The organism is Pseudomonas sp. SZ40 (assembly GCF_052958135.1).
Map to the genome: position 1 here is coordinate 283,035 of NZ_JBQWIF010000002.1, position 24,514 is coordinate 307,548.

A 24,514-nucleotide genomic window follows, 5' to 3' on the forward strand; every position below is an offset into this window, starting at 1 on the left:
CTTGATCAACACAGACCGCCATTCACGGCGATTACCTGGCGGGTGATGTAAGCCGCCTCTTCGGACATCAGAAAATTCACCGTGCCGGCCACTTCTTCCGGAGTGCCCATGCGTGCCGCCGGGATCATCTTGAGAATTTCCTCGAGCGGTACGTGCTCGTCGAGAATCTCGGTATCGATCAGCCCTGGCGCCACGCAGTTGACGGTGATCTTGCGTTTGCCCAACTCGATAGCCAGGGCCTTGGCTGCCCCGATGATACCGGCTTTGGACGCACTGTAATTGACCTGGCCGCGATTGCCGATCAGCCCGGAAACCGAGGTGATGCAGACGATACGCCCAGCTTTGCGGCGGCGCACCATGGGCATCGTCAACGGATGCAGGACATTGTAGAAACCGTCCAGATTTGTGCGCAGCACCACATCCCAGTCCTCTTCGCTGAGCGCCGGGAAGGCGCCGTCGCGGGTCAGGCCGGCATTGCACACGACGCCGTAATAGGCGCCGTGGGCTTCCACGTCTGCCTCCAGGGCGTTGCGGCAGGCCAGGCGGTCGGCCACGTCGAACTGCAGGATGCGGGCGCTCTGGCCGAGGGCTTCGATCTGCGCCTGCACCGCTTCGGCCTCGTCGCGGCGCGAGCGGCAGTGCAGCACCATGTCATAACCGGCGCGGGCGAGGCGCAATGCAATGGCGCGGCCGATACCGCGGCTCGATCCGGTGACCAGAATGGTCTCGCTCATGCGGACGGCTCCTGAGAAAGTGGGGGTTCCTGAATGTAGGTGGCCACATCGCGGGGCTGAAACACGTTCAGCCTGGCCTCGACGAGTATGTCCGGGCCTTGCAGGCGGCATTCGAATACGCACATGCCGTTGTCGTCCTGCAGCGAGCGGGTAGCGGTGATGTGCAGTGTACTGCCGGCCGGGAAACGATCCACGTTGCAGGTGAAATTACGCGTGCCGAGCAGGAAACCGAGCTCCACCGGGCGGCCTTCCTGGCGTGCATGGCAACCCGCGAAGGCCGCGACGCTCTGGGCCATCAGCTCGATGCCGACCGACGCGGGCAAGCTGCCGTCAGAATGGCTGAACAGCCCGCCCGGGCTTACTACCAGGCGAGTCTCTATATGCTCGGCGCCGAATGTCAGCACCTCGTCGATCAGAATCATGTCGCCAGCGTGGGGCACCAGCTCGGCGACGGGCCAGACACTCACGGCAGGTCTCCTAGGGGCTGTTGGCGCTTCAGCGCACGCCGTGCGCAAGGGTCAACGGAGCCTAAAATCAAGGAAATGTTGTTGCCGCCAAAGGCGAACGAATTGCTCATCAGGTAACGGCGTCCATCCGTTGGCAGTGGAACGGGGGTGGTCGCTTCGACCAGGTTCAGGCGCGGCAGTTGCGTATCGGCCTGACCATCCCAGACATGAGGCGGCAAGCGATTGGCGGTGTTGTAATCACTCAGGGTCAGCCAGCAGAAGGCAGCCTCCAGTGCCCCGGCGGCGCCGAGGGTATGACCGGTCAGTGATTTGCTCGACGAACAGGCCACGCCGGCGGGAAACAGCGCCTGCACCGCCAGGCTCTCCATGGCGTCATTATGGGTGGTGGCGGTGCCATGCAAGTTCAGATAGCTGATCTGCTCGGCCGCCAGGCCCGCAGCGCTCAGCGCCTTGCTCATGGCTTGCTGGGCACCGATGCCTTGAGGGTGCGGCGCAGAGATATGGTGGGCGTCGGAGCTGGCGCCGCCGCCGAGCAGGGCAATGCCCGGGACATGATCGCCGTCGTGCGCGCGGGTCATCAGGAACAGCGCTGCGGCTTCACCGATATTGATCCCGTGGCGGTTGGCCGAGAACGGGTTGCAGCGCTCGTCGGATACCGCCTCCAGGCTGGCGAAACCGTTCAGGGTCAGCTTGCAGAGGCTGTCGACACCGCCGCACAGCACGGCATCGCACACGCCCAGTTGCAGCAGGCGCTGGGCACTGAGCAGGGCGCGAGCGCTGGAGGTGCAGGCGGTGGACTGGCAGTAAACCGGCCCACTCAGCCCCAGCCAGTCGGCGAGGAAGGTGGCCGGTGCGGCGATTTCCTGGTGGCTGTAGCGGTACTCGGCAGGCAGCACGCCGTCGTTCACGTAGGCAGCGATATGCTCGCCCGCTTCGGCGATGCCCGAGGTGCTGGTGCCGAGCATCACGGCGATGCGCCCGGCACCGTGCCGAGCGATGGCAGCCTGGATCTCGTCGTGGATTTCCAGCGCCGCGGCCAGCAGCAGTCTGTTGTTGCGGCTCGCGGCGTGTTCCTGGCCAGCGGGCATGTCCGGCAACGGCGTGTCGACCGCGCCGACGGTCACGCTGCGCTCCGGTATCCAGCCAGCCTGGCGGCGCATGCCGCTGGTGTCACCGGCGAACAGCGCATCGGCCACTGCCTGCTTGCCCTGGCCAAGGGCGCAGACCACGCCAAGGGCGTCGAGTCGAGCGATCATGGTTGTGTCTCCAAAGGGCTCACCTGGTAGCGCTGCTTGCCGTTATCCAGGCGGATGGCCAGCGGCGCCGTGTACTGGATGCGCCAGTTGGGCGCGAGCCGACGGCTGTCGGTGCCTTGCTGCTGCCAGTCGGCCAGATCGTAGGCGTGCGCCAGCTGATCGGCCGGGGTGAGGGCGAACAGCAGGGCGGCGAACAGTTCGCGGGCATCGCCGTTGGGCGGCAGCAGGCCGTCATTGTGCCAGGCGCCGGCGATCAATGACTGTCGGGCCAGCGGCACGCCGAGCGGGTCGAACAGCGACCAGCGCAGGCTGCTGCCCTCCGCCTGAATCACCAGCAGCCAGTCCTGGCCCTCGGCGCTGCTCACCTGCAGCGAAATCGGCAGCGGCGCGACCAGCGCTGGTGATGAGTCGGGCAGCGGCGTGCGGGCGGCACAGGCCGTCAGCAACAGCGCGCAGGCGAGCAGCAACAGCTTGTTCATGTCGGCGTCTGCTCGAATGGTTTGCGCACCGCCGCATTGACCAGGGTTTCGTTGCGCTGGCCAAAGGGCTTGGGTCGGCGAATGCCCCAGCGTTCCAGCAGGCCGAAGTCCTGCGAACGGCTCCACCACAGGTAGGGGTAGGACACATTCCGCTCGCTGAACTCGAAGCCTTGGTCACGCAGCATGCCCAGGTATTCGTCGGCGCTCTTCTGCACCTCCATCGGGTGGCGGAACAGCCAGCGAATCACCCAGGTATCGATGTAGTACTTGGTCGACTCGGCGAACAGCAGCAGGCCACCGGGCTTGAGCACGCGCCAGAACTCGGCGAGGGCCTGTTCCTGCTCGACCAGATGGTGGAACGTCTGGTGACAGAAGAGGATGTCGACACTGGCATCGGGCAGTTGGATCGCCGCGCAGTCACTGACGATGAGCTGTACGTCCAGGCCCAGGCGCTGCGCTTCGGCGCGCGAGCAGTCGAGGCTGTGCGGGTCGGCATCCAGGCCGAGGATGCGGGCTGGCTGAAAGGCCCGCTGCAGCAGGGCGAACGATTTGCCCTGGCCACAGCCGGCGTCGAGCAGCACTGGAGTGTTCGGCAACGGGCCGCTGATCAGCCTGTGCAGATCGTCGATGGCCACGCGCAGCACATGGTGCTGCCACACGTGGCTTTGCAGAAACCAGAAACCGAAACCGGTTTCCTCTACATAGTTGGATGCGGCGCGATCCATCGCAATCTCCTCAGGCACTGGCGCACAGTTCGGCGAGAACCCGCAGGCGACGGCGTGGTTCGGCAACGTACGGGTTGCGCTCGTCCCAGGCATAGCCGGCGAGAATGGAACTGATCATGGCGCGGATTTCGGGCGAGGCATTGGGGTAATAGATCACGTCCTGGAAGCTGCCGTCGTACCAGCCTTCCACGTAGACGCGGAAGGTGTCGACGCCGCGTTTGAGCGGCACGGCGAAGTCCAGTTCCCAATCCACGCTTTCCCCGTTCAACTGGCGATGCAGCAGATTCGCGGCCATGCTCGCCGAGCGCATGGCGATGGTCACGCCGGAGGAGAACACCGGGTCGAGGAACTCGGCGGCATTGCCGAGCAGGGCGAAGCCAGGGCCGTGCAGGGTTTTGACATTGGCCGAGTAGCCCTTGATCTCGCCAACCGGGGTATCCCAGACGGCGTTGCCCAGCACCTTGGTCAGGCTCGGCGTTTCGGCGACGAACTGCTTGAGCGCCGCGTCCTTGTCCTCCGGGTAGCCGTCGAAGCGCTCGGCCAGGCCGACCACGCCGAGGGAGCAGCGACCGTTGCTGAACGGAATGGTCCAGAACCACACGTCGCGCAGGGTCGGGTGGGTGGTGATGAGGATCTTCTCGCGGTCGAAGGCCGGGTGATCGATACGGTCTTCGATATGGGTGAACAGCGCCTTGCGCATCGGCAGGTTGGACGGTAGCTCGAGGTCGAGCAGGCGCGGCAGCAGGCGGCCATAGCCACTGGCGTCGAGCACGAAGGTGCAGCGCACCTGGTACTCGTGGCCATCGGTCAGGCGACGCACCGACAGCAGCGGCTGCTCGCCGCTGAAGTCCACGGCGACGATTTCCTCTTCGTAGCGGATGGTCACGCCCTGGCGCTCGGCGTCGTCGGCGAGCACCTTGTCGAACGTGGCGCGCTGCACCTGGAAGGTCGAGCCGAAGCTTTTCGTGAAGGTCTCGCGGAAGTCGAAGTCGGTGTAGCGATCGTCCCAGGCGAAAGCCGCGCCGTGCTTGGTCTGGAAGCCAGCCGCGCGCACCGCGTCGATCATTCCGGCTTCTTCGACGAAGTCCAGGCAATGCGACAGCAGGCTTTCACCGATCGAGAACCGCGGGAAACGCTGGCGCTCGAGAATCAGCACCTCGTGGCCCTTGCGTTTGAGGATGGCGGCAGCGATGGCCCCGGATGGGCCGGCGCCGACTACGACGATCTGATGCTGTTGGACTTCAGGAGACTTCATAGCGGCTTTTCGCCTCGCGTGTGTATGCACGCCGACCCAGCAGGGCCGGCAGCAGGGTGGAGAACAGGCTCATCAGCAGCAGGCCGAAATAGACCATGGCATCGATCAGCTGCAATTGCAGGAGCAGGTTGAGGAAGACGATTTCGGTCAGCCCGCGGATATTCAGCAGCAGGCTTTCCTGCCACTTGATCCGCGCCGAGGCAGCGGGCTCGGCCCAATGCAGGCCAAGCCAACTGCCCAGCAGCTTGCTGGCCACTGGCGCCACCAGCAGTACGCCGACGGCGAGCCAGGAGTCCGAGGCGCCAATGCCATGGAAGTCCACGCGCAGGACGCCGCAAGTGAGGATCAGCGGAACGGCCAGGCCATTGATCAGCAGCTTCCATTGCCGCTCCGGCAGCGGCAGGCGGAACGGCACGCGGATCGCGGCGAGGCACAGCATGTAGGCGATGCCGAATACCAGAGCGTTGAGCTTGAGGTTGTGCAGCAGCACCATCAGGGCGAAGAACGGCAGGCTATAGAACAGCGGGTGGCGCAGCTTGAACAGGTGCAGCAGCAGTGGCAGGGCGGCAGCCAGCAGAGGCCACAGCAGGCTGATCGGATGGCTGCTGCCCTGGGCCAGGCCGAACAGGCTCCAGCACATGAAGTCCATCAGGATCGCCGCGTGCAGCAGGCGTCTGGTCGCTGCGGGCGGATAGTCGATGCTCTGCAGGAACAGGTAGAGCACCGGGATCGCGGTGATCGAGAACAACAGGCCGATACCCACCGCGCTCAGCCAGCCATAGTCACCGGGCAGTACCCATAGCGCACAGGCCAGGCCGGCCAGCAAGGGAATCAGAAAGCTTGGCAGAGCGATCTTCAGGCATGCCGGGCTCAGCTCCAGGTCGATCACATCGCTGAGGATATAGCCCAGCAGCAGAGCGAAGCACAGGCCGTAGAGCAGGTTTATCCAGATGGGCGCGAGCAGGTCGGCCGCACTGAGTTGCAGGTGCGGCTCGACCCAGCCGAGCAACAGCGCGGGTACCGCCAGGCTGGCGACCAGCAACTGGCCAACGATGGGGATCAGGCGACGACCGCCAACGATGCTGACCAAGGCGTAGATCGCCAGGGCCAGCAGCCAGAAACCAAGCACGGTCACGCGATGACCTCCTTGTCAGACCGTGTTGCGGCCCAGGGTGAGAGCATGAAGCAGAACATCAGCCCCAGGCTGATGGCCAGGCCGAAGTTGGCGATGGCGGGTGTCTGGCTGATCAGCAGCAGGCCGAACGACAGCCAGCTGGACACCGCCGAAAGCAGGGTGCCGAGCAGGCTGACGGCGGGGCCGCCGATATTTTCGCGCATCAGGATGGCGTAATCGACACCGATGGCAGTGATCAGCAGCAGGCCGAACAGGCTGAACAGGGTCAGTGGCTGGCCCAGCCAACCCAGGCAGGCCAGCGCCGCGAGGGCGGCCAGCAGCGGCAGGCAGACCACCCGCAGTGCGCCGCCGATGCCGAACGGGATGCACAGCAGCAGCACGATCGCCAGGCAGGAGATCAGCTTGAGTTCGGCGGCGCTGATCTGGGTGGCGGCGAACAGCTTGTTCAACTCGCCCAGGCGGTCGACCAGTTGTACGCCGTCGAGGCCGTCTGCGGCGGTTTGCAGCAGTGTGCTGTCGGTCTGCCCCTGCAGGCTGACGATGGCCGCCACGCCGCTGTCGTCGCGGCCGAGCCACAGGGTTCGCCACGGTTCGCCCAGCGGGCCGGCGAGGGCCTGATCCAGGCTGCTCTGCGGCTGTTCCAGCAACTGCTGCAGCTCAGCTTGCAAGGCGCTTGCCGGCACGCCCAGATCGAGCAGTGCCTGCCAGTGTTTCGGCAGCTCGGTCAGGGCAGTGCGCAGCGCCTGTAATTGTGCCTCAGGTGCTACCAGTTGGTTGAGCGACAGGTAGCTGCGCAACTGTTGGTTTTGCACCAGCGTATCCAGGCGTGCGCCCAGCGCCTGCTGGCGCTGCAGCAGTTGCGCCTCGTCGCTGGCGCGCACCAGGAAGAACTGGCTGGTGGGCTGCTGCCCGGTGAGTTCGACGATGCGTTGCGACTGGGCGAACAGCGCCGGGTCCTTGCCCAGCCATTGGCGCAGGTCGTTCTGGCTGTGCAGCTGCCAGATACCGCCAGCGCAGAACAGCAGGAACGCGCCAAGCAGCCAGAAATTGCCGTTGCTGCTCTGTATGCGGGAATGCCAGCTCAGCAGGCGTGTGGCAATCGCCAGCAAGCGAGGTGCCGGGCGCAGTCGCATGCCATCCAGCCAGGCGGGAAGCAGGCAGACCGAACAGAGGTAGGCCCCGATCAGGCCCGCAGCGGAGAACGCCGCGATCTGGGTGAGGGCCGGGAACGGCGTGAAGGCCAGTGCCAGGTAGCCGATCAGGTTGGTGCCCAGGCTCAGACTCAGGCCTGGCAGGGTACTGCGCAGCGCGCTCCAGCTGCGCCACTCCACATGGCCCCAGCTCTTGCTCAGGTAATGCAGCGGGTAGTCGGCCGCGACACCGATCAGGCTGGCGCCCAGTACCAGAGTCAGGGCATTGATCTGCCCGAAGATGAGCACGCAGGCGGCGCTGCCAGCCAGCAGGGCGACGCCGATGGGCAGCAGGCTGAGCAGGACGCGCGGGCGCCTGAATGCCAGCAGCAGAAGTAGCAGGGTACCAAGGCTGGCGGCACCGCCGATCAGGGTCATCTCTCCCATGGCCTTGCTCTGGCCTGCCGCGGCATACAGGGCACCACCGGTGGCGAGCAACTGGCCGCCCGCGGCCTCGGTGGTGGCACGCGCTGCCTGGATGCTCTGGGCGATGGCCAGTGGCGCCTGCATGTCGAAGGCGTCGCCGCGGCTGTGCAGGTTCAGCACCGCCCAGGTCATGCCTGATTCCTTGACCAACAAGGTGCCGCTGGCCAGATCCGGCTGTATGCGGCCGCCGAAATTCAATGCCTGTTGAGCACGCCCGCCGAGGCCAAGCCAGTCCTGTTCCGGGGCAAGCAGGCTGAAGGACGCGAAAGGGTCGAACAGCTCGGCAGTGCGCTGCTCGATGAAGGCTTGCGGGTGTTCGGTCAGTAACTGACGGTCGGCAGCAGGCAGCAGGTTGAGACGGCTTTCACGCAGATCCTGGCGGAGCGCATCCAGATCGTTGTCGAGTGTCCAGCGCACCTTTTCGAAGTGACCGCTATCGCGCCATTGCTGACCGAGGGTCGCCGCGAGGTCCACGGCACGGTCGCGCTCGGGGTGGCCGACCAATACCAGCACATCGCGCTGAATGGGCTCCTGTATGCGCGCTTCGGCCTGTTGCAGGCGGGCATCGCCTGCGCCACTGGGCAGCAGGGCGAGCATGCTGGCTGCCACCGGCGGGCCGCTGCGCCACTGCCAGGCCGTCAGCGCGAGCAGCGCCAGCAGCAGCACGGCGAACAGCCGCGGCAGGCGGCGTTCGATAAGTGCTTTTCCAGGTTCAGCGGGCAAGATCACTGCGCTCCTGTTCGCTCAGGCTGTCGTCCACCACGCTGGCGGGCATGCGCATCAATGTGCGGTCGCCCTGGGTTTCGTGCAGTTCGATGCGCTCGACCAGATCGCCACCGCTGATATCGATGCGGCTGAATACCTGCTTGAGCAGCATCGACGTCGGCAGCAGGGTCAGCGTCCAGGCCTTGGCGTCGCCGCTCAGTTGCAGGTCGAAATCCCGTGCCAGGCCGGTGTGGTCGCCCTTGAGCACGTCGAGGAAAAGGCGGCTCTGTTGCGCGGCAACGTCGCGCCCCGGTTGCATCTGCCAGCCGTCAGGAGTGCGTCGGGCGATCCCCTTGGAGTCGATACGGTAGTCCTGCTGCAGCGGCTTGCGCAGTTTCCAGAGCAGGCTGGCATCGGCGGTGAGCACGAACTCGCCGGTGCTGGTCAGGGGCTGGGGCAGGGCACGCAGATGCTTTTCCTGAATGAACGGCCCGCGAACCACGGCATGCTGGGAGAGCTGCTTGCCGAGTTCGTCGAGGGTCAGGGGCTCTGCCTGGCTGCACAGCGTGGTCAGCATCAGGCCGAGCAGCACAACGAAGCGCGTAGGTAACTTCATGCGATCACCCGCTGTACGGCATCGATGAACACCTGAGGGGAGGCCAGCTGCATCTCGCGGCTGGCTATTTCCACGGCCACCTGCACGCTGCTGCCGCGGGTCATGCGCTCGCCGGTAGCGGTGTCGCTGATCAGGTAGTGGATCTTCAGACGGTTTTCCCACTCCACCAGATCGGCGCACACGGTAATGCGCTGGCCGAACTGGGCACCGCGGATATAGCGCAGTTGCAGATCGATCACCGGCCAGGCGTAGCCACTGTCGCGCATCTGCGGGTAGCCGTGGTCGAGCCGGTCGAGCAGCGCACAGCGGGCCTGCTCGAAGTATTTGACGTAGTGGCCGTGCCAGACGATTTCCATCATGTCCACGTCGAAGAACGGCACGAGGATTTCCACCTCGGCCTGCAGAACGCCTTTAGCGCGCATGGGCGATGAGCTCCCCTGTCATGACATAGAATGTGGGAGCGCGCCATGCGCGCGATTCGCGGGCATGGCCCGCTCCCACAGGTTCATCGGCATGAGGCGTATTACGCATACAGGCTCCAGTGCTGGGCACGGATGCGTTGCAGGCACAGGCGCAGTTCGCCTTCCAGGGCGCGATCTTCGATCAGCGGCGGGAAGTCTTCGCCCAACTGCCCGCGCATGTCCGCGAGGGCGGCCGGCAGAACGCTGGCTTCGGCGCGCTGGCGCAGCCAGACACCCTGATTGGCAGCCAGCAGCGTGGCCGCGGCGACCTGCTCGGCCAGCTCCAGGCTGCGCAGGGCGTCACGGGCGGCGATGGTGCCCATGCTCACCTTGTCCTGATTGTGGCATTCGGTGGAGCGCGAGAACACGCTTGCCGGCAGGGTGTTCTTCAACGCCTCGGCCGTCCAGGCGCTGGCACCGATCTGCACGGCCTTGAAACCGTGATTGATCATCGCGGTCTCTGTCGGGGCACCGGACAGGTTGCTTGGCAGGCCGTGGTTGTAACGGGTGTCGACCAGCAGGGCGAGCTGACGGTCGAGCAGGTCGGCGAGGTTGCCGATCAGGTTCTTCAGGCTGTCCATGGCGAAGGCGATATGCCCGCCGTAGAAATGCCCGCCGTGCAGTACGCGTTCCTCGTCGGGGTCGATCAGCGGGTTGTCGTTGGCGCTGTTCAGCTCGGTTTCGATGAACTGGCGCAGCAGCCCCAGGCTGTCGGCCAAAACGCCAAGCACGTGCGGCGCGCAGCGGATCGAGTAGCGATCCTGCAGGCGGTGCAGCGGGGCGGTCGGCGCGTCGATGGCCAGGTCCTGGCGAATCCAGGCGGCCACCTGGTTCTGGCCCGGGTGCGGCTTGGCGGCGAACAGGCGCTCGTCGAAGTGTTCCGGGTTGCCCTGCAGGGCGATCACGTTGAGCGCGGTGATGCGTGTCGCCAGCTTGAGCAGGTAATCGGCGCGGGAATAGGCCTGGCAGGCCAGGGCGGTCATCACCGCGGTGCCGTTCATCAGCGCCAGGGCTTCCTTGGGGCGCAGCACCAGCGGCGTCCAGCCCAGTTCGGCGTGAACGTCAGCGGCGCTGCGGCGTTCGCCGCGATACATCACCTCGCGCTCGCCACACAGGGTCGCAGCGATGTAGGACAGCGGCGTCAGGTCGCCACTGGCGCCCACCGAGCCCTCTTCCGGAATCAGCGGCAGCACGTCGTGTTCGATGAACGCCTGCAGACGCTCCAGCAGCTCCAGGCGAACCCCGGACATGCCCTGGCAGAGCGACTGCAAGCGGGCCGCCAGCACCGCTCGGGTGGCCTGCTCGTCGAGCAGCTTGCCCAGGCCGCAACCGTGGAAGGTGTACAGATGACGGGGCAGCGCCTCGACCTGGTGCAGCGGTACCGCCACCACGCAGGAGTCGCCGTAGCCGGTGGTGATGCCGTAGATCATGCCTTCGCGGTCCAGCAGGCTGTCGACGAATCGCGCGCCGCGGCCAATGCGATCGCGCCATTCGGCACTGCTGTCCAGCTCGCCGCGCGCAGTGCGCTGGGCCAGGCCGACGATCTGTTCAAGACGCAGCGGCTGAGCGCCGAAGGTCACCGTTTCAGGCTGATTGGTTGTCATGGTCGTTCCAGAACGGATAGAAATTGAACCACTGCCGCGGGGCTTGCAGGCAGCGTTGGGCCAGGTGGTCGGCGTAGCGTTGTGCCCAGGCCTGGATGACCGCTTCGCGCTCGCTGCGCTTCCACTGCACGGCCTCGGTGAACGGCTGCAGCATGACCTTGTAGCGGCCATCGATCTTCAGGCAGTCGATCAGGTTGACCGGGCACTGCAACAGCCCGGCGAGCAGCCAGGGGCCCTGGGGCAGGGGCGCCGACTGGCCGAGAAAGTCCACGTTCACCGTACGCTCGCCGTGCAGTGGCACGCGATCGCCGGCGATTGCCAGCCATTCACCGCGCTCCAGGTGATCGGCCAGGCGCATCATCACCGCCGGGTCCAGTTCGCTGACCTGAATCAGCCGCAGGTTGTTGGCACCGGTTTCCTTGAGCAGGCGATTGAACTGCTCGGCGTGCCGGGTGTGAACGAGCACGTTCATGCGCACCTGGGCGCTCAGCTCGGCCAGGGCACGGCACACTTCGAGGTTGCCCAGGTGGGCGCCGACCAGCAGCTGGCCGCGTGTTCCGCTCATCTGGCCGTGCAGACCGTGCGGGTCGATCAGCTCGATGTCGCTGAAATTCAGGCGGCCGCTCCATACGTCCAGCTTGTCCAGCAGGCTGTCGGCGAAGGCCATGAACTGGGCGAATACCGAGCGACGGGTCGGGCGCAGCTCAGGGCGTGCGCTCCAGCTCGCCAGGTTGTTCTGATAGTGGCGAACGCTGCGCCGCGCCTTGGCACCGAACAGGAAGAAGTAAGCGACGATCAGATACAGCAGCGGGCTCAGTGCACGGCGGCCCAGGTAGCGGGAGGCCAGGGCGGTGAATTTCATCAGGGCGAAACTGCCGCGCTCGCGCTGGCCGGCCCAATGTCTGCTGCGGTCCATCAGCGCCACCGCCGGTAGAGCAGCATGGGCGCCCGGCAGAGCATGCCGAAGAACAGCCGCGCGTGCATTTTCGAGATCAGTACGTTGTCCTGCCACAGGCGGAAATGCGAGATGCCATCCGCGGGATAGTGCACGCGGGTCGGCAGCCAGCGCATCGGCTGCCCACGCCAGGACAGGCGCACGAGAATTTCCGAGTCGAAATCCATGCGCTTGCCGAGTTTCGCCGAGTCGATCAGCGCCACGCTGGCGGCCAGCGGGTAGACGCGAAAGCCGCACATGGAATCGCGGATCTGCAGCGACAGGCTGTTGATCCACACCCAGACGTGGGTCAGGTAGCGGGCGTAGAGGCGGCCCTTGGGCACGCTGGCGTCGTACTGCGGGTAGCCACAGACGATCGCCTCGGGATGGGCACGGGATTCGTCGAGAAAGGCCTGTACCGCCAGCAGGTCGTGCTGGCCATCGGCGTCCACTTGCAGGGCATGGCTGAACCCCAGGCGCTGCGCTTCGCGCAGGCCGGCCATTACCGCGCCGCCCTTGCCCTGATTCTCGGGCAAACGCAGCAGGTAGGTATCGGCTTCAGTCGCGAGCTTGTCGATTACTGCCGCGCAAGCGGCGCTGGATGCATCGTCGACCAGCACGCAAGGCAGCCCGGCTTCGAGCAGGGCTGCGACCACTGCGGGCAACGCATGCTCATGGTTGTACACCGGGATCAGCGCGCAAGGGCGGTGAGCGGCAGCAATCGGTGTCATGGCGCGGCCTTGAGCAGGATGCGGCCGGAGGAGCAGTTGGCCTCGCCGTTGCGGAAGGTGAAGTACAGCTTGTTGCGCTCGGCGTCGAAACGCAGGGTCAGCTGCAGGCGGTCGCCAGGGCGCACCAGTTGCTGGAACTTGAGCACTTCCATGCCGCCGAACAATGGCGGCAGATCGCTGATCAGGGTACGCGCCAACTGTTGCGCCCAGTCGATCTGCACCACACCTGGCAGCACCGGCGTGCCCGGAAAGTGGCCGCTGAAGTGCGCCAGATCCAGGGGCACGTCCAGCTCCAGATGCCACTCGCCTTGCTCTTCCCGTGCGCTGATCGGCGCGACCCGCGTGGGGCGGTCGGCGGCCAGCAGGTCGTTGACCTGCGCCTGACCCAGCTTGCCCTGGCTGCTGTACGGCAGATGGGGCAGCAGGCGCCAGCGGCGTGGCAGGGCGATGGGTTCGCAATGGCCGGCCAGGTGCTGGCGCAGGCCCTCGGTCAGATGGCGACGGCCCTGATTACGCAGCACGTGCAGGCCTTCCGGAGACAGCGCCACCAGTGCGCCGAGAAAGGCACGGCCCTGCTGCAAGACGCCAAGGCGCGCTTCACTGACCCAGTCATGCAGCGCCAGGGCCTGCTCCAGCAGGGGCAGGGAAATGCGTTTTTCTTCCAGTTTGACGATGCGGTCCAGACGTGCGCCGAGCATGAAGCGGCCATCAGCCTCGATTTGTGCGGCATCGGCCATCTGTTCCCAATGCCCGGCAGGCAGATAAGGCGAGCTCAGGCGCAGTGCGCCTTCGTCGTTCAGCTCGAGCTTCACGTCAGCGAACGGCAGCCAGTGCTCTCCGCCCTGACGCCAGGCGATGCCACCGGTTTCCGAACTGCCGTAGATTTCCGTCGGCCACTGGCCCAGGCGCTGCTGCACGGAGGCGGCCGCTTCGGCTGGCAATGCGCCGCCGGAAGAAAATACCTGACGCACGCGGCTCAGTGCCGGCCAGTCCAGGTTGTCGCCCATGCGCTTGAGCAGCGCTGGGCTGGTGATCCAGGCGAAAGCCGGATGAGGCAGGCTGGCCAGTTGCAGGTCTTCAGGAAAGGGCAGCGCCCTGGGCAGAAATACCCGTCCGGCGCACAGCGGCCAGAGCACGCGGAACAGCAGCCCGTAGATGTGCTGAGCGGCCACGCTGCCGATGATCAGGGCATCGCCGAGGCGTTCGCCCCACAGTGTTTCCAGTGCCTGCACTTCGTTGGCCAACTGGCCAAGGCTCTTGTCGATCAGTTTGGGTTCGCCGCTGGAGCCCGAGGTGCACAGGGTCAGGTGGCAGCGCTCACGATCCAGCGGGCGGGCGGCCAGGGGGGCAGCAGCCATCGAGTCATCGAGGTGCTCCAGCCAAAGGTCGGCCTGGGCACCAAGGCGCTGGCGCGTCTGCTGCTGCGCATCGGCAGGCAGCAGGACGTGAATGTCGGCCTGCCAGGCGGCGAGCAGGGCAATGGCCAGCTCGGAGGCGTCTTCCAGGTGCAGGGCGATGCGCTTCACACCCGCTGCCTGCCAGTGTGCCGCCAGGCTCAGAGCTCGCCCGCACAGCTGCGCGTGATCGAGCGTCGGGGTTACCTGGCGGCTGGCGTCCGCCTCCAGCAGCAGGTTTTCAAGGCTCAGCCAGTTCATGCGAATCTCCTTACACGTTGACGCACCAGCCATTCGCCGGCGAATAGCAGGCCCATCAGCAGGTAAGAAATCAGCCCGGTGTAGAGTGTCCACCAGGACAGCGGTGCCCACAGGTTCAGGGCCACCACCACCAGGCCGTTGGCGAGCAGGAACACTGCCCAGACTTCGGTCACCCGGCGGGTGTACTGCACCGCGACCTCGGGCAAATTGGGCTCGCGCAGGCGTGCCAGGCGTTCAGCTATCGGCATGCCGATCTTCAGGCTGCCGGCGAACAGCGCCAGCAACAGGGCGCTGACCAGTACCGGGTACCAGCGCAGCAGCGCCGGCTCATCGGCCAGGGCCAGCAACAGGCAGAACACCAGCACCGCACCGGTCATCCTGCGGCTGTTGCGATCATTCGGGTTGGCGAGCAGGCGGGCCAGCCAGAGGCCGCCGAGCAGCCCGGCGAACACCGCGGGCGAAAGATGGCCCGCGCCGAAATACACGGCGAACGGATAGGCCACGCTGGCCAACGCTACCAGCAGGCCGAGCAGACGGCTCATGCCGGTTCCGCATTGACCAACTGGTAGACCGCTTCGACCACGTCACCGACGGTACGTACCGACTTGAACGCTTCGGCGGCAATCTTCTTGCCGGTCTGGCGCTTGATATGGTCGATCAGATCGACGGCATCGATGCTGTCGATTTCCAGGTCTTCGTACAGGTTGGCATCCAGGCTGATCCGCTCGGGGCTCAGCTCGAACAGCTCTACCAGGGCGTCGCGCAAGGTGGCGAAGATTTCGTCACGGGTTTGCATGGTGTCCTTCCTCAGGCTGCCTGGCGGCTGGCAACGAAGGCTGCCAGGCTGGCCACGTTGGCGAAGTGGGTGCGGGTGTCCTTGGCTTCGGCATCGATCTTGATGCCGAAACGCTTCTGGATCGCCAGACCCAGCTCCAGGGCGTCGACCGAGTCCAGGCCAAGGCCTTCACCGAACAGGGTGAGGTCGTCGTCGATGTCCTGGGGGGTGATGTCTTCGAGTCCCAGGGAGTCGATGATCAGGTGTTTGATTTCAAGCTGTAGAGCGCTCATCTCTTGCGAGCTCCTTTATGAAATGCTGATGCAAATGGTCGTTGAGTTTGCGAGACGCTACCGGTGCAGCACCCATCGCGCTGAACTGGGCCGGATCGATGTCCTCACCCACGCGCAGGTGAATGTGGAAGCGCCGCGCTGGAATTCGGTACCAGGGCTCTGCCTTGGTCAGGGTGGTAGGTGTGACGCTGATGACCACCGGGGTAATCACACGGGCGCCACGCAAGGCGATGGCCGCGGCACCCCGGTGGAACTCCGGTGCACAGCCTGGCGTGGTGCGCGTGCCTTCCGGAAAGATGACCAGGGTCTGGCCTTGCTGCAGTACACCGGCCGCTTCATCGAGCATGTCCATGCTGCCGCTGTTGCTGATGTAACCCGCGGAGCGGATCGGCCCACGCATGCAGGGGTTGTTCCACAGGCTTTGCTTCACCACGCAGTTGGCATTGCGGGTGAAGGCGATGGTCACCACCACATCGATCAGCGAGGGGTGATTGGCGATGATCATCTGTCCGGGGCGGCCCAGGCGTTCGGCATGCTCGACTTCATAGGTGAGCACGCCACTGCGGTGCATGAACTTGACGAAGGTGCGGAAATTCCAGCTCACCACCTGGCGGGCGCGACGCTGCTGAGCCGCGGCACCGCCCGGCAGCAATGACAGCACGGGAAACACCAGCACACGCAGCACCACGCCGCCGATGCCGAACAGGGTAAAGCTAGCCGCCGTCGCGATCAGTCGCCACCAGTAGGGCGCGCTGTAGCGCCTCACGGGCTTTTGTGTGACCAGGTCCATTGGCGCTCTTTCCAGGTGTGTTCGAGGGTTGTGCAGCCGTTGCACAGGCCTTGTATCAGGCTCAGTGGATGCGGCCACGGCGCGCGTGGGCCGGTGCCCGTGCGCAGTTGCAAACTCCAGTCTTCGCCTGGCACCAGCAGCAGAGCCAGTGCATAGGGGAATGGAACATCGTCAATAAACGAGGCGTAAAGTTCCGGCTGGGCCTCTTCTCCGATCACCAGCAGCACTGCCGGTGCGCCATCGGCGAGCAGCGTTGCGGCTTCGAGCATGGCCATTTCCAGGCCATCGCCTTCTCCGGCCAGCGCGGTCATCTCGCTGGTATCGCCGCGCAGGATCGACCATTGACCGATGATCGCGTTGTGCACAGAAAGACTGAACTGTGTGGGCGACAGCGGTTCTGCTACTGCAAGGTCCTGGAGAATGGCCAGGTTGCGCGGGGTTTCGCCATGACGTGACGCGAACACCAGCGGCAAGGCCGAGTGACCTTCGGCAAGCGGCCAGGCGACCTGGAAAACCATGCGAGCCAAACGGCTCAAGCGACGGCGTTGCAGGGCCGGCAGAAAGCTGACATCCGGGCTCTCGCCAGAATCGTGCAGGTGCTCGGGCGCCTTGCTCCAGGCGAGCCAGTCATCCGTACTGTCCAGGCCGGGGGCCCAGGCACGCCATTGATCGATCCTGAAATGCATTTCTAGATGGAACTCTGCTTGGCCCGCCGGGCATTCCTTGTCTGTACGACTGCCCTGTGCGACAAGAGCCTTGTCGATGGGAGCGATGCTGCACTGCCATTATCCGGGTGATAACTTGGCCCCGCAAACATTAAGTAGCGATTTTCTGATGTATGACGCGTTTCACCGCGTTTCTCGCTACTGTCAAGAACATATGCCTAGTATCAATGTACTAGGGGCTTTGGAGGTTTCGGTGCTACCACGCGGTTTGCGCTGAAAGTCCGGCGGACCCGGCTCAATATGGAGGTGCAGATGCGGCGCGTGGTTTTCAATCAGAAGGGTGGAGTGGGCAAATCCAGCATTGCCTGCAACCTGGCGGCGGTGAGTGCCTCCCAGGGTTATCGGACGTTGCTGGTCGATCTGGATGCTCAGGCCAATTCGTCCCACTACCTGACCGGGCTGACCGGTGACGATATCCCCATGGGCATCGCCGACTTCTTCAAGCAGACCCTGTCCAGCGGGCCGATTTCCAAGAAGAGCAAGGTCGATATCTACGAAACGCCGTTCGAGAACCTGCATGTGATCACCGCCACGGCCGAGCTGGCGGAACTGCAGCCCAAGCTGGAGCAGAAGCACAAGATCAACAAGCTGCGCAAATTGCTCGAAGAGCTTTCCGAGGACTACGAGCAGATCTATCTGGATACGCCGCCAGCGCTGAATTTCTATACGGTTTCCGCATTGATTGCCGCCGATCGCGTGTTGATTCCCTTCGATTGCGACACCTTCTCGCGCAACGCCCTGTTTGGCTTGCTGCGCGAGATCGAAGAGCTGAAGGAGGATCACAACGAAACGCTGGAAGTGGAGGGCATCGTGGTCAACCAGTTTCAGCCGCGTGCTTCGCTGCCGCAGCAACTGCTCGACGAGCTGATCGCCGAAGGGCTGCCGGTGCTGCCGGTGAACCTGATGAGCTCGGTGAAGATGCGTGAATCACACCAGGCATGCACGCCGTTGATCTATCTCGACCCCCGGCACAAGCTCACTCAGCAGTACGTCGAGCTGCACGACCTGTTGCAGCAGCGCTGATCGCGTCAGGCCAAGGCTTTGCTATCACTGCGCTCAACCACAGGCTACGGTGATGCTGCTCTAGGTCACGCAGGGAGACCCGGCTGAGGCAGGGTACGCACTGCTCATGGTCAAACGCCCTGAGTGTTCAACCAGGCGAGCAGTTGCGGCAGGGGCAGGGCGCCGCTCTGCCTGGCCACTTCCTTGCCGTCACGAAACAGAATCAGACTGGGAATCGAGCGGATACCCAGCTGGGTGGAGAGCTGTGGGTTGGCCTCGCTGTCCAGCTTTCCCAGTCGGCAGCGGGTACGCAGTTCGCTGGCCGCCTGCGCGAAAGTCGGTGCGAAACTGCGGCAGGGGCCGCACCACGAGGCCCATACGTCGACCAGCAACGGCAGGTCGCCCTTGAGTTGTGCGGCGAAGTTGCCCTGGCTGAGGTCGAACGGCGCACCCGGAAGCACCTCGGCCTTGCAGTGGCCACAACGCGGCGCCTCGCTCAGGCGGGCCGCAGGAATGCGGTTCAGGCTACTGCAACGGGGGCAGGGGATGATCGGCGAATCGCTCATGACAGGCTCCGGAAAGTCATTCAAGTCTCCGCAGACTATGGACTGCGCCCTGCCATCGCAAGGCGCACCTCATGCTCAGGTCAGGCTGGCGTAGATGTTGTAGGCACTGATGCAGGTGATCAGACAGCCGACGATGGTCAGCAGGGTACGTGCCGACAGCGTCTTGCACAGCAGGGCCGCCAGCGGCGCGGCGAACATGCCGCCGAACACCAGGCCGGCGACCATCAACCAGGTATCCGGCTGACCCGCCAGGAGGATGAAGGATGTTGCACTGGTGATGGTCAGGAAGAATTCGGCGAAGTTGACCGAGCCGATGGTCGTGCGCGGGTCGCTGCCCGAGCCGAGCAGGCTGCTGGTGACCACCGGGCCCCAGCCACCACCGCCAGCGGCGTCGACGAAACCGCCGAACAGCGCCAGCTTGCCGACGTGTTTTGGCTCCTTCCTGACCAGCCTCACGTGACGATAGGCCTTGTGCAGGATGTACAGGCCCATCAGCAGCAGGTAGGCGGAGATGAAGGGCTTCATCACGTCGCCATCGAAGGTGGTGATCAGCACCGCGCCGAGAATCGCACCGATGATGCCCGGCAGCAGCAGGCGTAGAAACAGCGCCTTGTTGACGTTGCCCAGTTTGGCGTGGGAAATCCCCGACAGCCCGGTGGTGAACACTTCGGCGATGTGCACGCTGGCGCTGGCGGCAGCGGGTGTGGCGCCGGTACTGAGCAGGAAGGTCGTGGCAGTGATGCCGTAGGCCATGCCCAGCGCACCGTCGATGACCTGTGCGAAGAAGCCGACTGCCACGGCGCTCCAGAAGGCGCGACTGGTCAGCGCATCTTCGATGATCTCCAGGCCGGTGCTTTCGTGGTTGCCGAAGAACAGGCGCCAGGCGAGGAACAGCAGCAGGCCAGCCAGGGTGAGGATGGCGAACCACATGGCGGCGCGCAGGATCGGGTGGTTGTCCGGGTGGGAGACGTGGTCTTCCAGGGGGGGTAATCCCAGTGCCTGGTGTTCGTCGTTGACCGGGCTGTTGCTGAGATCGAGATTGCGAATTTTCATGCAGTGCAAAGGCCTGACAGCGGGTGGTAGAACAGGCGAGTTGAAGCGGCGCGACGATAAACGGCTTTTGCCTGCAGGTCTAAGAACCTTTGGAAAGGTCTATATGCCTATTCGGTTTAATAGATAAGCAAATGCTCGCCAGTCGGCTATACCAAGACTGCGTGCCAGCGTTCGCGTGCGGCGAGGGTTATCATGGATCGTTTGCGGGGGAGAGGTTGAGGCATGAAGGCAGCGGTGAAAAAGTGGGTGCGCCTGACCGGGCTGGTAGTTGCCGTGACTGCCATGACCTTCTTCGCCCTGCGGATTTACGACGCCCAGAGCAAGCCTGATCTGAGCCCCTGGCATACCTTCGTGCCCCACGAGCTGAATGCCGATGAACTGGACTCCGCCAGTTGGCAGGATTACCTGCTGGCCGAACAGGCACTGTTCGCCTCGCTGCCGGACAAGGTCTACCAGCGCCTCGACGATGCCGAGCGCGTGCCGGACAACCGCTACTTCGCGGACAGCCCGCTGAATGCCTCGCGCTTCGAATGGGACTGGAACCGATCCTACGTGCTGGAGCCCGATGGCGAGCCGAAAGGCGCCGCCGTGATGCTTCACGGGCTGACCGACTCACCCTACAGCCTGCGCCACATCGCCAAGCTGTATCGCGACGCCGGTTTCATCGTCGTCGGCCTGCGTCTGCCGGGGCACGGCACCACGCCCGGCGCGCTTACCGACGTGACCTGGCAGGACTGGCTGGCCGCCACGCGCCTGGCCGTTCGCGAGGCCAGGCGGCTGACCGGTGCCGGTGACCCGCTGCATCTGGTCGGCTATTCGGCAGGCGGTGGTCTGGCGCTCAAGTACGCTCTCGATGCCCTCGGTAACGATGAACTGGCGCGGCCGGATCGATTGACCCTGATCTCGCCGATGATCGGCGTGGCCGGTTATGCCCGCTTCGCCGGGCTGGCGGGGCTGCCTGCCATATTCCCGGCTTTCGCCAAGGCCGCCTGGCTGGATGTACTGCCCGAGTACAACCCGTTCAAGTACAACTCCTTCGCCCTCAACGCGGCGCGGCAGTCCTACCTGTTCACCTCGGCCCTGCAAGAGCAGATCGCCACGTTGAGCCAGCGCGGTGCTTTGCAGGGGCTGCCGCCGCTGCTGACGTTCCAGTCGCTGGTCGATTACACGGTCAGCACGCCCGCGGTGGTCGACGCCCTGTACGCTCATCTGCCCGCCAATGGCAGCGAACTGGTGCTGTTCGACCTCAATCGATTCGTCGACTTCGGGCCGTTGCTCGGTGCTCATGCCAAATCACCTACCGACTTGCTGCCAGCTACGCCGCGTCATTACCGCACCACGCTGATCGGCAATACCTCGTCGCAGACGCTGGATGCTGCCGCCCGTATCACCGAAGCCGGTGCCACTGAGGAACAGGTGATACCGCTCGGCCTGGCATTCCCCCGTGAAGTGTTCTCGCTGTCCCACGTCGCCCTGCCATTTCCGCCGAGCGACTCGTTGTACGGCTTGCAGCCTGACGAGCCGGAGGATTACGGCGTGCACCTCGGTGCGTTGTCCGTGCGTGGTGAGCGAGGGGTGCTGCTGGTCAGCATGGAAGCCCTGCAGCGGGTGACGTCCAATCCGTTCTATCCCTATATGGTTCAGCGACTGGCTGAGCATGCCGGGTTCGAGGCGGCCAGGCAGTAGTTCGGATCGCCCAGGCGGGTGGGCGCGAGCTAGGCGCGCTCCGTAGGCGACGACCCTTCGGCGAAGGTTACGCAATAACCATCATCGCATCGCCCGCAAGCGGGCTCCTACGGAGTTGGTGACGCACCCGACCATGTAGGAGCCGGCTTGCCGGCGAATGGCGGCCACGGCGCGTGCTTGCGAAATGACCATCATCGCATCGCGCCTAAGTCCACGCTCCTGCAGCGATGGCGTTTTACCGTTTTTTGGCCGCTGTCAGCTGGCTCAAGCCACTGCGTTGGCGCGTGCCGCATGCAGCTTCTTGTAGCTGTCGATCAGGCGCAGATGCCGGTCGAGGCCTTCGAGCGTCATGCTGGTCGGCGTCAGGCCATGGAAGCGCACGCTGCCGGCCACCGAGCCGATTGCCGCGTCCATGCGCTCGCCACCGAACATGCGCCGCAGGTTTCGTTCGAAGTTGCTCAGCTCGAGGTCGTCCTCCAACTGGATCTCCAGCACCGCGTTTACCGCCTGATAGAACAGCCCGCGCTCGACCGTGTTGTCGTTGTACTGCAGGAAGGCCTCGACCAGCTCCTTGGCATCGTCGTATTTCTTCAGCGCCAGGTGGATCATCAGCTTCAGCTCGAGAATGGTCAGCTGGCCCCACACCGTGTTGTCGTCGAATTCGATGCCGATCAATGTGCTGATATCGGTGTAGTCGTCGACCTCGGTGTTGTTCAGGTTGCGCAGCAGCGACTTGAGTTCGCGGTCGCTCAGGGCATGCAGGTTGAGGATGTCCTTGCGGAACAGCAGCGCCTTGTTGGTGTTGTCCCAGATCAGGTCTTCGACCGGATAGATCTCCGAGTAACCCGGCACCAGGATGCGGCAGGCGTTGGCGCCGAGGTCATCGTAGGTTGCTACGTACACCTCCTTGCCGAGGTCTTCGAGGATGCCGAACAGGGTGGCGGCCTCCTGCTCGTTGGAGTCGGCGCCTTGCCCGGAGAAATCCCATTCGACGAATTCGAAGTCGGCCTTGGCGCCGAAGAAGCGCCAGGACACCACGCCGCTGGAGTCGATGAAGTGTTCGACGAAGTTGTTCGGCTCGGTCAGCGCCAGGCTGTCGAACGTTGGCTGCGGCAGGTCGTTGAGGCCCTCGAAACTGCGGCCTTGCAGCAGTTCGGTGAGGCTGCGCTCCACCGCCACCTCAAGGCTGGGGTGCGCGCCGAAGGAGGCGAACACGCCGCCGGTACGCGGGTTCATCAGGGTGACGCACATCACCGGAAATTCACCGCCCAGGGACGCATCCTTGACCAGCACCGGGAAGCCTTGCTCTTCCAGGCCCTGGATGCCGGCGACGATGCCCGGGTATTTGGCCAGTACGTCCTGCGGCACGTCCGGCAGGCACAGCTCGTCTTCGAGAATCTCCCGTTTCACTGCCCGCTCGAAAATCTCCGACAAGCACTGCACCTGCGCTTCGGCCAGGGTGTTGCCGGCGCTCATGCCGTTGGAGAGGTACAGGTTCTCGATCAGGTTGGACGGGAAATACACCGTCTCGCCATCGCTCTGGCGCACGAAGGGCAGCGAGCAGATGCCGCGCAGCGTGTTGCCCGAGTTGGTGTCGTACAGGTGCGAGCCGCGCAGCTCGCCATCCGGGTTGTAGACCGCCAGGCAATGCGCGTCGAGGATTTCTTCGGGCAGCGCGTCTTTCGGGCCCGGCTTGAACCAGCGCTCGTTGGGGTAATGGACGAACTCGGCATTGGCGATGTCCTCGCCCCAGAACTGGTCGTTATAGAAGAAATTGCAGTTCAGCCGCTCGATGAACTCGCCCAGCGCCGAGGCCAGGGCGCTTTCCTTGGTCGAGCCCTTGCCATTGGTGAAGCACATCGGCGACTGCGCGTCGCGAATATGCAGCGACCAGACGTTGGGCACGATGTTGCGCCAGGAGGCGATCTCGATCTTCATCCCCAGGTCGGCGAGGATGCCCGACATGTTGGCGATGGTCTGCTCGAGCGGCAGATCCTTCCCCGCAATGTAGGTGGTGGTATCGGACACCGGCATCAACAGCGCCTGGGCATCGGCGTCGAGGTTGTCGACTTCCTCGATGATGAATTCGGGGCCCTGCTGCACCACCTTCTTCACCGTACAGCGATCGATGGAACGCAGGATGCCCAAGCGATCCTTCTCCGAGATATCGGCGGGCAACTCGACCTGAATCTTGAAAATCTGCGCGTAGCGGTTTTCCGGGTCGACGATGTTGTTCTGCGACAGGCGAATGTTCTCGGTGGGAATGTCCCGCGTCTGGCAGTACAGCTTGACGAAGTAGGCCGCGCACAAGGCCGACGAAGCCAGGAAGTAGTCGAACGGCCCCGGTGCCGAGCCATCGCCCTTATAGCGGATGGGCTGATCGGCGATCACCGTGAAGTCATCGAATTTGGCTTCGAGGCGAAGGTTGTCGAGAAAATTGACCTTGATTTCCATGGAGCGGCACCGGCAAGCAAAACGAATGGCCGGCATTATCCGGGTTTTCGCCAGGAAGTCTTGTGCGCGGCCGGGTTGGCGGCTGAGTGGTGGCTTGTTGGCTGAATGCGTCGGAAAGCCGCTTTACCAAGATCTTTTATGCGCATAAATTGTGCGCATTACTTGGCGAGGAAATTCTCATGCTGTCTTCGTACGATCTGAACGCTCCGAAACGAGCCGCCAACCTTCGTGTCAACGAGGATCTGCTCAACAAGGCCAAGGCTCTCGACATCAACCTCTCTGCCACCCTGGAGAAGGCATTGGCCCAGGCGCTAAAGGAAAAGCAGCGTGAGCAATGGTTGGCAGACAACCGACAGGCCATCACTGCATACAATGAGCATGTCGAGTCCAATGGCGTGTTCAGTGACGAATTGCGGAGCTTCTGATGACGCAATTTGCCGTTTACGAAAACACTAATCCTGCCACCAAGGCCGCCGTGCCCTTGCTGCTCAATGTACAGAGCGACCTGCTCGCGGAGCTCGGTACGCGGGTTGTCGTGCCGCTGTATACAGCCCGCGCCATGCAGGGAAAAATGCTGAGAACCCTCACCCCGCGGTTTGAAATCGAGGGTGAGCACTACGTGATGATGACGCCGCAAATGGCCGGTATTGCCAAAAAACAGCTGGGTGCCAAGATTGCGGATTTAGCGGCGCAGCGTGATGAAATCATCGCGGCGCTTGATCTGCTCATTACCGGTATTTGAGCAACCTTGTCCGAGGTGTAGGGCGTATTAGCCGCAGGCGTAATTCGACAAAACG

General features: G+C 64.0%; 26 protein-coding genes. 4 read left to right on the forward strand and 22 right to left on the reverse strand.

The features are described from left to right. Positions 1-5 precede the first annotated feature (5 nt). From fabG to ACT9T4_RS03320, 19 genes are all read right to left on the reverse strand, one after another. Positions 6-734: a 3-oxoacyl-ACP reductase FabG gene (gene fabG / locus ACT9T4_RS03230; RefSeq protein WP_499115476.1), complete on the reverse strand. Its 729-nt coding sequence runs from the start codon at positions 732-734 to the stop codon at positions 6-8. Beyond that, positions 731-1,201 (reverse strand): hotdog family protein, encoded by a 471-nt coding sequence (locus ACT9T4_RS03235; RefSeq protein WP_156152650.1) that lies wholly within the window; start codon positions 1,199-1,201, stop codon positions 731-733. The genes fabG and ACT9T4_RS03235 overlap by 4 nt, the downstream gene beginning before the upstream one ends. Next, positions 1,198-2,457 (reverse strand): beta-ketoacyl-[acyl-carrier-protein] synthase family protein, encoded by a 1,260-nt coding sequence (locus tag ACT9T4_RS03240; RefSeq protein WP_499115478.1) that lies wholly within the window; start codon positions 2,455-2,457, stop codon positions 1,198-1,200. Before ACT9T4_RS03240 ends, ACT9T4_RS03235 begins: the two co-directional genes overlap by 4 nt. After that, positions 2,454-2,936 (reverse strand): hypothetical protein, encoded by a 483-nt coding sequence (locus ACT9T4_RS03245; protein WP_499115480.1) that lies wholly within the window; start codon positions 2,934-2,936, stop codon positions 2,454-2,456. The genes ACT9T4_RS03240 and ACT9T4_RS03245 overlap by 4 nt, the downstream gene beginning before the upstream one ends. Then, complete coding sequence (locus ACT9T4_RS03250; protein WP_179539715.1) at positions 2,933-3,661, reverse strand: class I SAM-dependent methyltransferase; 729 nt, start codon at positions 3,659-3,661, stop codon at positions 2,933-2,935. Before ACT9T4_RS03250 ends, ACT9T4_RS03245 begins: the two co-directional genes overlap by 4 nt. Positions 3,662-3,671: 10 nt before the next feature. After that, positions 3,672-4,916 carry an NAD(P)/FAD-dependent oxidoreductase gene (locus ACT9T4_RS03255; protein WP_042552274.1) on the reverse strand — a complete coding sequence of 415 codons (1,245 nt, stop codon included), beginning with the start codon at positions 4,914-4,916 and terminating at the stop codon, positions 3,672-3,674. Next, on the reverse strand, positions 4,903-6,051 hold the full coding sequence (locus ACT9T4_RS03260) for a cation:proton antiporter (RefSeq protein ID WP_042552275.1): 1,149 nt from the start codon (positions 6,049-6,051) through the stop codon (positions 4,903-4,905). Before ACT9T4_RS03260 ends, ACT9T4_RS03255 begins: the two co-directional genes overlap by 14 nt. After that, on the reverse strand, positions 6,048-8,390 hold the full coding sequence (locus tag ACT9T4_RS03265) for an MMPL family transporter (protein WP_499115483.1): 2,343 nt from the start codon (positions 8,388-8,390) through the stop codon (positions 6,048-6,050). Before ACT9T4_RS03265 ends, ACT9T4_RS03260 begins: the two co-directional genes overlap by 4 nt. After that, the gene (locus ACT9T4_RS03270; protein ID WP_042552277.1) at positions 8,380-8,988 is read right to left on the reverse strand and encodes an outer membrane lipoprotein carrier protein LolA; all 609 of its coding nucleotides are present in this window, start codon (positions 8,986-8,988) and stop codon (positions 8,380-8,382) included. The genes ACT9T4_RS03265 and ACT9T4_RS03270 overlap by 11 nt, the downstream gene beginning before the upstream one ends. Then, positions 8,985-9,410, reverse strand: a complete 426-nt coding sequence (locus ACT9T4_RS03275; RefSeq protein ID WP_179539716.1) for an acyl-CoA thioesterase — start codon at positions 9,408-9,410, stop codon at positions 8,985-8,987. The genes ACT9T4_RS03270 and ACT9T4_RS03275 overlap by 4 nt, the downstream gene beginning before the upstream one ends. Before the next feature lie 101 nt (positions 9,411-9,511). After that, the gene (locus tag ACT9T4_RS03280; RefSeq protein WP_499115486.1) at positions 9,512-11,053 is read right to left on the reverse strand and encodes an HAL/PAL/TAL family ammonia-lyase; all 1,542 of its coding nucleotides are present in this window, start codon (positions 11,051-11,053) and stop codon (positions 9,512-9,514) included. Then, positions 11,034-11,969, reverse strand: coding sequence for a lysophospholipid acyltransferase family protein (locus ACT9T4_RS03285; protein ID WP_042552280.1), 936 nt, complete (start codon positions 11,967-11,969; stop codon positions 11,034-11,036). The genes ACT9T4_RS03280 and ACT9T4_RS03285 overlap by 20 nt, the downstream gene beginning before the upstream one ends. Then, entirely contained in the window at positions 11,969-12,718 is a 750-nt protein-coding gene (locus ACT9T4_RS03290) for a glycosyltransferase family 2 protein (protein ID WP_179539717.1), read from the reverse strand. Before ACT9T4_RS03290 ends, ACT9T4_RS03285 begins: the two co-directional genes overlap by 1 nt. After that, positions 12,715-14,373: an acyl-CoA synthetase family protein gene (locus ACT9T4_RS03295; protein WP_179539718.1), complete on the reverse strand. Its 1,659-nt coding sequence runs from the start codon at positions 14,371-14,373 to the stop codon at positions 12,715-12,717. Before ACT9T4_RS03295 ends, ACT9T4_RS03290 begins: the two co-directional genes overlap by 4 nt. Next, entirely contained in the window at positions 14,370-14,915 is a 546-nt protein-coding gene (locus tag ACT9T4_RS03300) for a COG4648 family protein (protein ID WP_499115488.1), read from the reverse strand. Before ACT9T4_RS03300 ends, ACT9T4_RS03295 begins: the two co-directional genes overlap by 4 nt. Further along, positions 14,912-15,169: an acyl carrier protein gene (locus tag ACT9T4_RS03305; protein WP_042552284.1), complete on the reverse strand. Its 258-nt coding sequence runs from the start codon at positions 15,167-15,169 to the stop codon at positions 14,912-14,914. Before ACT9T4_RS03305 ends, ACT9T4_RS03300 begins: the two co-directional genes overlap by 4 nt. 11 nt (positions 15,170-15,180) lie before the next feature. Further along, entirely contained in the window at positions 15,181-15,441 is a 261-nt protein-coding gene (locus ACT9T4_RS03310) for a phosphopantetheine-binding protein (RefSeq protein WP_042552285.1), read from the reverse strand. After that, positions 15,422-16,231 (reverse strand): lysophospholipid acyltransferase family protein, encoded by an 810-nt coding sequence (locus ACT9T4_RS03315; protein WP_179539720.1) that lies wholly within the window; start codon positions 16,229-16,231, stop codon positions 15,422-15,424. Before ACT9T4_RS03315 ends, ACT9T4_RS03310 begins: the two co-directional genes overlap by 20 nt. After that, a complete protein-coding gene (locus tag ACT9T4_RS03320; RefSeq protein WP_042552286.1) occupies positions 16,204-16,917 on the reverse strand; it encodes a beta-ketoacyl synthase chain length factor in 714 nt (237 codons plus the stop codon). Before ACT9T4_RS03320 ends, ACT9T4_RS03315 begins: the two co-directional genes overlap by 28 nt. Before the next feature lie 291 nt (positions 16,918-17,208). On the opposite strand from ACT9T4_RS03320, the gene ACT9T4_RS03325 reads away from it, so the two are divergent. After that, positions 17,209-17,979: a ParA family protein gene (locus ACT9T4_RS03325; protein ID WP_042552287.1), complete on the forward strand. Its 771-nt coding sequence runs from the start codon at positions 17,209-17,211 to the stop codon at positions 17,977-17,979. Between the two features lie 110 nt (positions 17,980-18,089). On the opposite strand, the gene trxC is transcribed toward ACT9T4_RS03325, so the two are convergent. Then, positions 18,090-18,524 (reverse strand): thioredoxin TrxC, encoded by a 435-nt coding sequence (gene trxC, locus ACT9T4_RS03330; RefSeq protein WP_179539722.1) that lies wholly within the window; start codon positions 18,522-18,524, stop codon positions 18,090-18,092. Between the two features lie 75 nt (positions 18,525-18,599). Continuing rightward, positions 18,600-19,577, reverse strand: coding sequence for a sulfite exporter TauE/SafE family protein (locus ACT9T4_RS03335; protein ID WP_042552289.1), 978 nt, complete (start codon positions 19,575-19,577; stop codon positions 18,600-18,602). A 222-nt stretch (positions 19,578-19,799) separates the two neighbouring features. Between ACT9T4_RS03335 and ACT9T4_RS03340 the strand changes: the two genes are divergently transcribed. Further along, positions 19,800-21,263, forward strand: coding sequence for an alpha/beta hydrolase (locus ACT9T4_RS03340; protein WP_499115492.1), 1,464 nt, complete (start codon positions 19,800-19,802; stop codon positions 21,261-21,263). Positions 21,264-21,527: 264 nt separating this feature from the next. Here the strand turns inward: ACT9T4_RS03340 and ACT9T4_RS03345 are convergent, their stop codons facing one another. After that, a complete protein-coding gene (locus ACT9T4_RS03345; protein ID WP_499115494.1) occupies positions 21,528-23,717 on the reverse strand; it encodes an OsmC domain/YcaO domain-containing protein in 2,190 nt (729 codons plus the stop codon). A 179-nt stretch (positions 23,718-23,896) separates the two neighbouring features. On the opposite strand from ACT9T4_RS03345, the gene ACT9T4_RS03350 reads away from it, so the two are divergent. Further along, positions 23,897-24,142 carry a type II toxin-antitoxin system CcdA family antitoxin gene (locus ACT9T4_RS03350; RefSeq protein ID WP_042552292.1) on the forward strand — a complete coding sequence of 82 codons (246 nt, stop codon included), beginning with the start codon at positions 23,897-23,899 and terminating at the stop codon, positions 24,140-24,142. Beyond that, on the forward strand, positions 24,142-24,459 hold the full coding sequence (locus ACT9T4_RS03355; protein ID WP_042552293.1) for a CcdB family protein: 318 nt from the start codon (positions 24,142-24,144) through the stop codon (positions 24,457-24,459). Before ACT9T4_RS03350 ends, ACT9T4_RS03355 begins: the two co-directional genes overlap by 1 nt. Positions 24,460-24,514 lie beyond the last annotated feature (55 nt).

Excerpts from the sequence above, each read along its gene's own strand:
- ACT9T4_RS03250 (WP_179539715.1), bottom strand. The coding sequence starts at position 3,661 with ATGGATCGCGCCGCATCCAACTATGTAGAGGAAACCGGTTTCGGTTTC.
- ACT9T4_RS03270 (WP_042552277.1), bottom strand. The coding sequence starts at position 8,988 with ATGAAGTTACCTACGCGCTTCGTTGTGCTGCTCGGCCTGATGCTGACC.
- ACT9T4_RS03280 (WP_499115486.1), bottom strand. The coding sequence starts at position 11,053 with ATGACAACCAATCAGCCTGAAACGGTGACCTTCGGCGCTCAGCCGCTG.
- ACT9T4_RS03350 (WP_042552292.1), top strand. The coding sequence starts at position 23,897 with ATGCTGTCTTCGTACGATCTGAACGCTCCGAAACGAGCCGCCAACCTT.
- ACT9T4_RS03340 (WP_499115492.1), top strand. The coding sequence starts at position 19,800 with ATGAAGGCAGCGGTGAAAAAGTGGGTGCGCCTGACCGGGCTGGTAGTT.
- fabG (WP_499115476.1), bottom strand. The coding sequence starts at position 734 with ATGAGCGAGACCATTCTGGTCACCGGATCGAGCCGCGGTATCGGCCGC.
- ACT9T4_RS03290 (WP_179539717.1), bottom strand. The coding sequence starts at position 12,718 with ATGACACCGATTGCTGCCGCTCACCGCCCTTGCGCGCTGATCCCGGTG.
- ACT9T4_RS03240 (WP_499115478.1), bottom strand. The coding sequence starts at position 2,457 with ATGATCGCTCGACTCGACGCCCTTGGCGTGGTCTGCGCCCTTGGCCAG.
- ACT9T4_RS03285 (WP_042552280.1), bottom strand. The coding sequence starts at position 11,969 with ATGGACCGCAGCAGACATTGGGCCGGCCAGCGCGAGCGCGGCAGTTTC.
- ACT9T4_RS03325 (WP_042552287.1), top strand. The coding sequence starts at position 17,209 with ATGCGGCGCGTGGTTTTCAATCAGAAGGGTGGAGTGGGCAAATCCAGC.
- ACT9T4_RS03305 (WP_042552284.1), bottom strand. The coding sequence starts at position 15,169 with ATGCAAACCCGTGACGAAATCTTCGCCACCTTGCGCGACGCCCTGGTA.
- ACT9T4_RS03245 (WP_499115480.1), bottom strand. The coding sequence starts at position 2,936 with ATGAACAAGCTGTTGCTGCTCGCCTGCGCGCTGTTGCTGACGGCCTGT.
- ACT9T4_RS03300 (WP_499115488.1), bottom strand. The coding sequence starts at position 14,915 with ATGAGCCGTCTGCTCGGCCTGCTGGTAGCGTTGGCCAGCGTGGCCTAT.
- ACT9T4_RS03335 (WP_042552289.1), bottom strand. The coding sequence starts at position 19,577 with ATGAAAATTCGCAATCTCGATCTCAGCAACAGCCCGGTCAACGACGAA.
- ACT9T4_RS03310 (WP_042552285.1), bottom strand. The coding sequence starts at position 15,441 with ATGAGCGCTCTACAGCTTGAAATCAAACACCTGATCATCGACTCCCTG.
- ACT9T4_RS03315 (WP_179539720.1), bottom strand. The coding sequence starts at position 16,231 with ATGGACCTGGTCACACAAAAGCCCGTGAGGCGCTACAGCGCGCCCTAC.
- ACT9T4_RS03275 (WP_179539716.1), bottom strand. The coding sequence starts at position 9,410 with ATGCGCGCTAAAGGCGTTCTGCAGGCCGAGGTGGAAATCCTCGTGCCG.
- ACT9T4_RS03345 (WP_499115494.1), bottom strand. The coding sequence starts at position 23,717 with ATGGAAATCAAGGTCAATTTTCTCGACAACCTTCGCCTCGAAGCCAAA.
- ACT9T4_RS03355 (WP_042552293.1), top strand. The coding sequence starts at position 24,142 with ATGACGCAATTTGCCGTTTACGAAAACACTAATCCTGCCACCAAGGCC.
- ACT9T4_RS03295 (WP_179539718.1), bottom strand. The coding sequence starts at position 14,373 with ATGAACTGGCTGAGCCTTGAAAACCTGCTGCTGGAGGCGGACGCCAGC.
- ACT9T4_RS03255 (WP_042552274.1), bottom strand. The coding sequence starts at position 4,916 with ATGAAGTCTCCTGAAGTCCAACAGCATCAGATCGTCGTAGTCGGCGCC.
- trxC (WP_179539722.1), bottom strand. The coding sequence starts at position 18,524 with ATGAGCGATTCGCCGATCATCCCCTGCCCCCGTTGCAGTAGCCTGAAC.
- ACT9T4_RS03320 (WP_042552286.1), bottom strand. The coding sequence starts at position 16,917 with ATGCATTTCAGGATCGATCAATGGCGTGCCTGGGCCCCCGGCCTGGAC.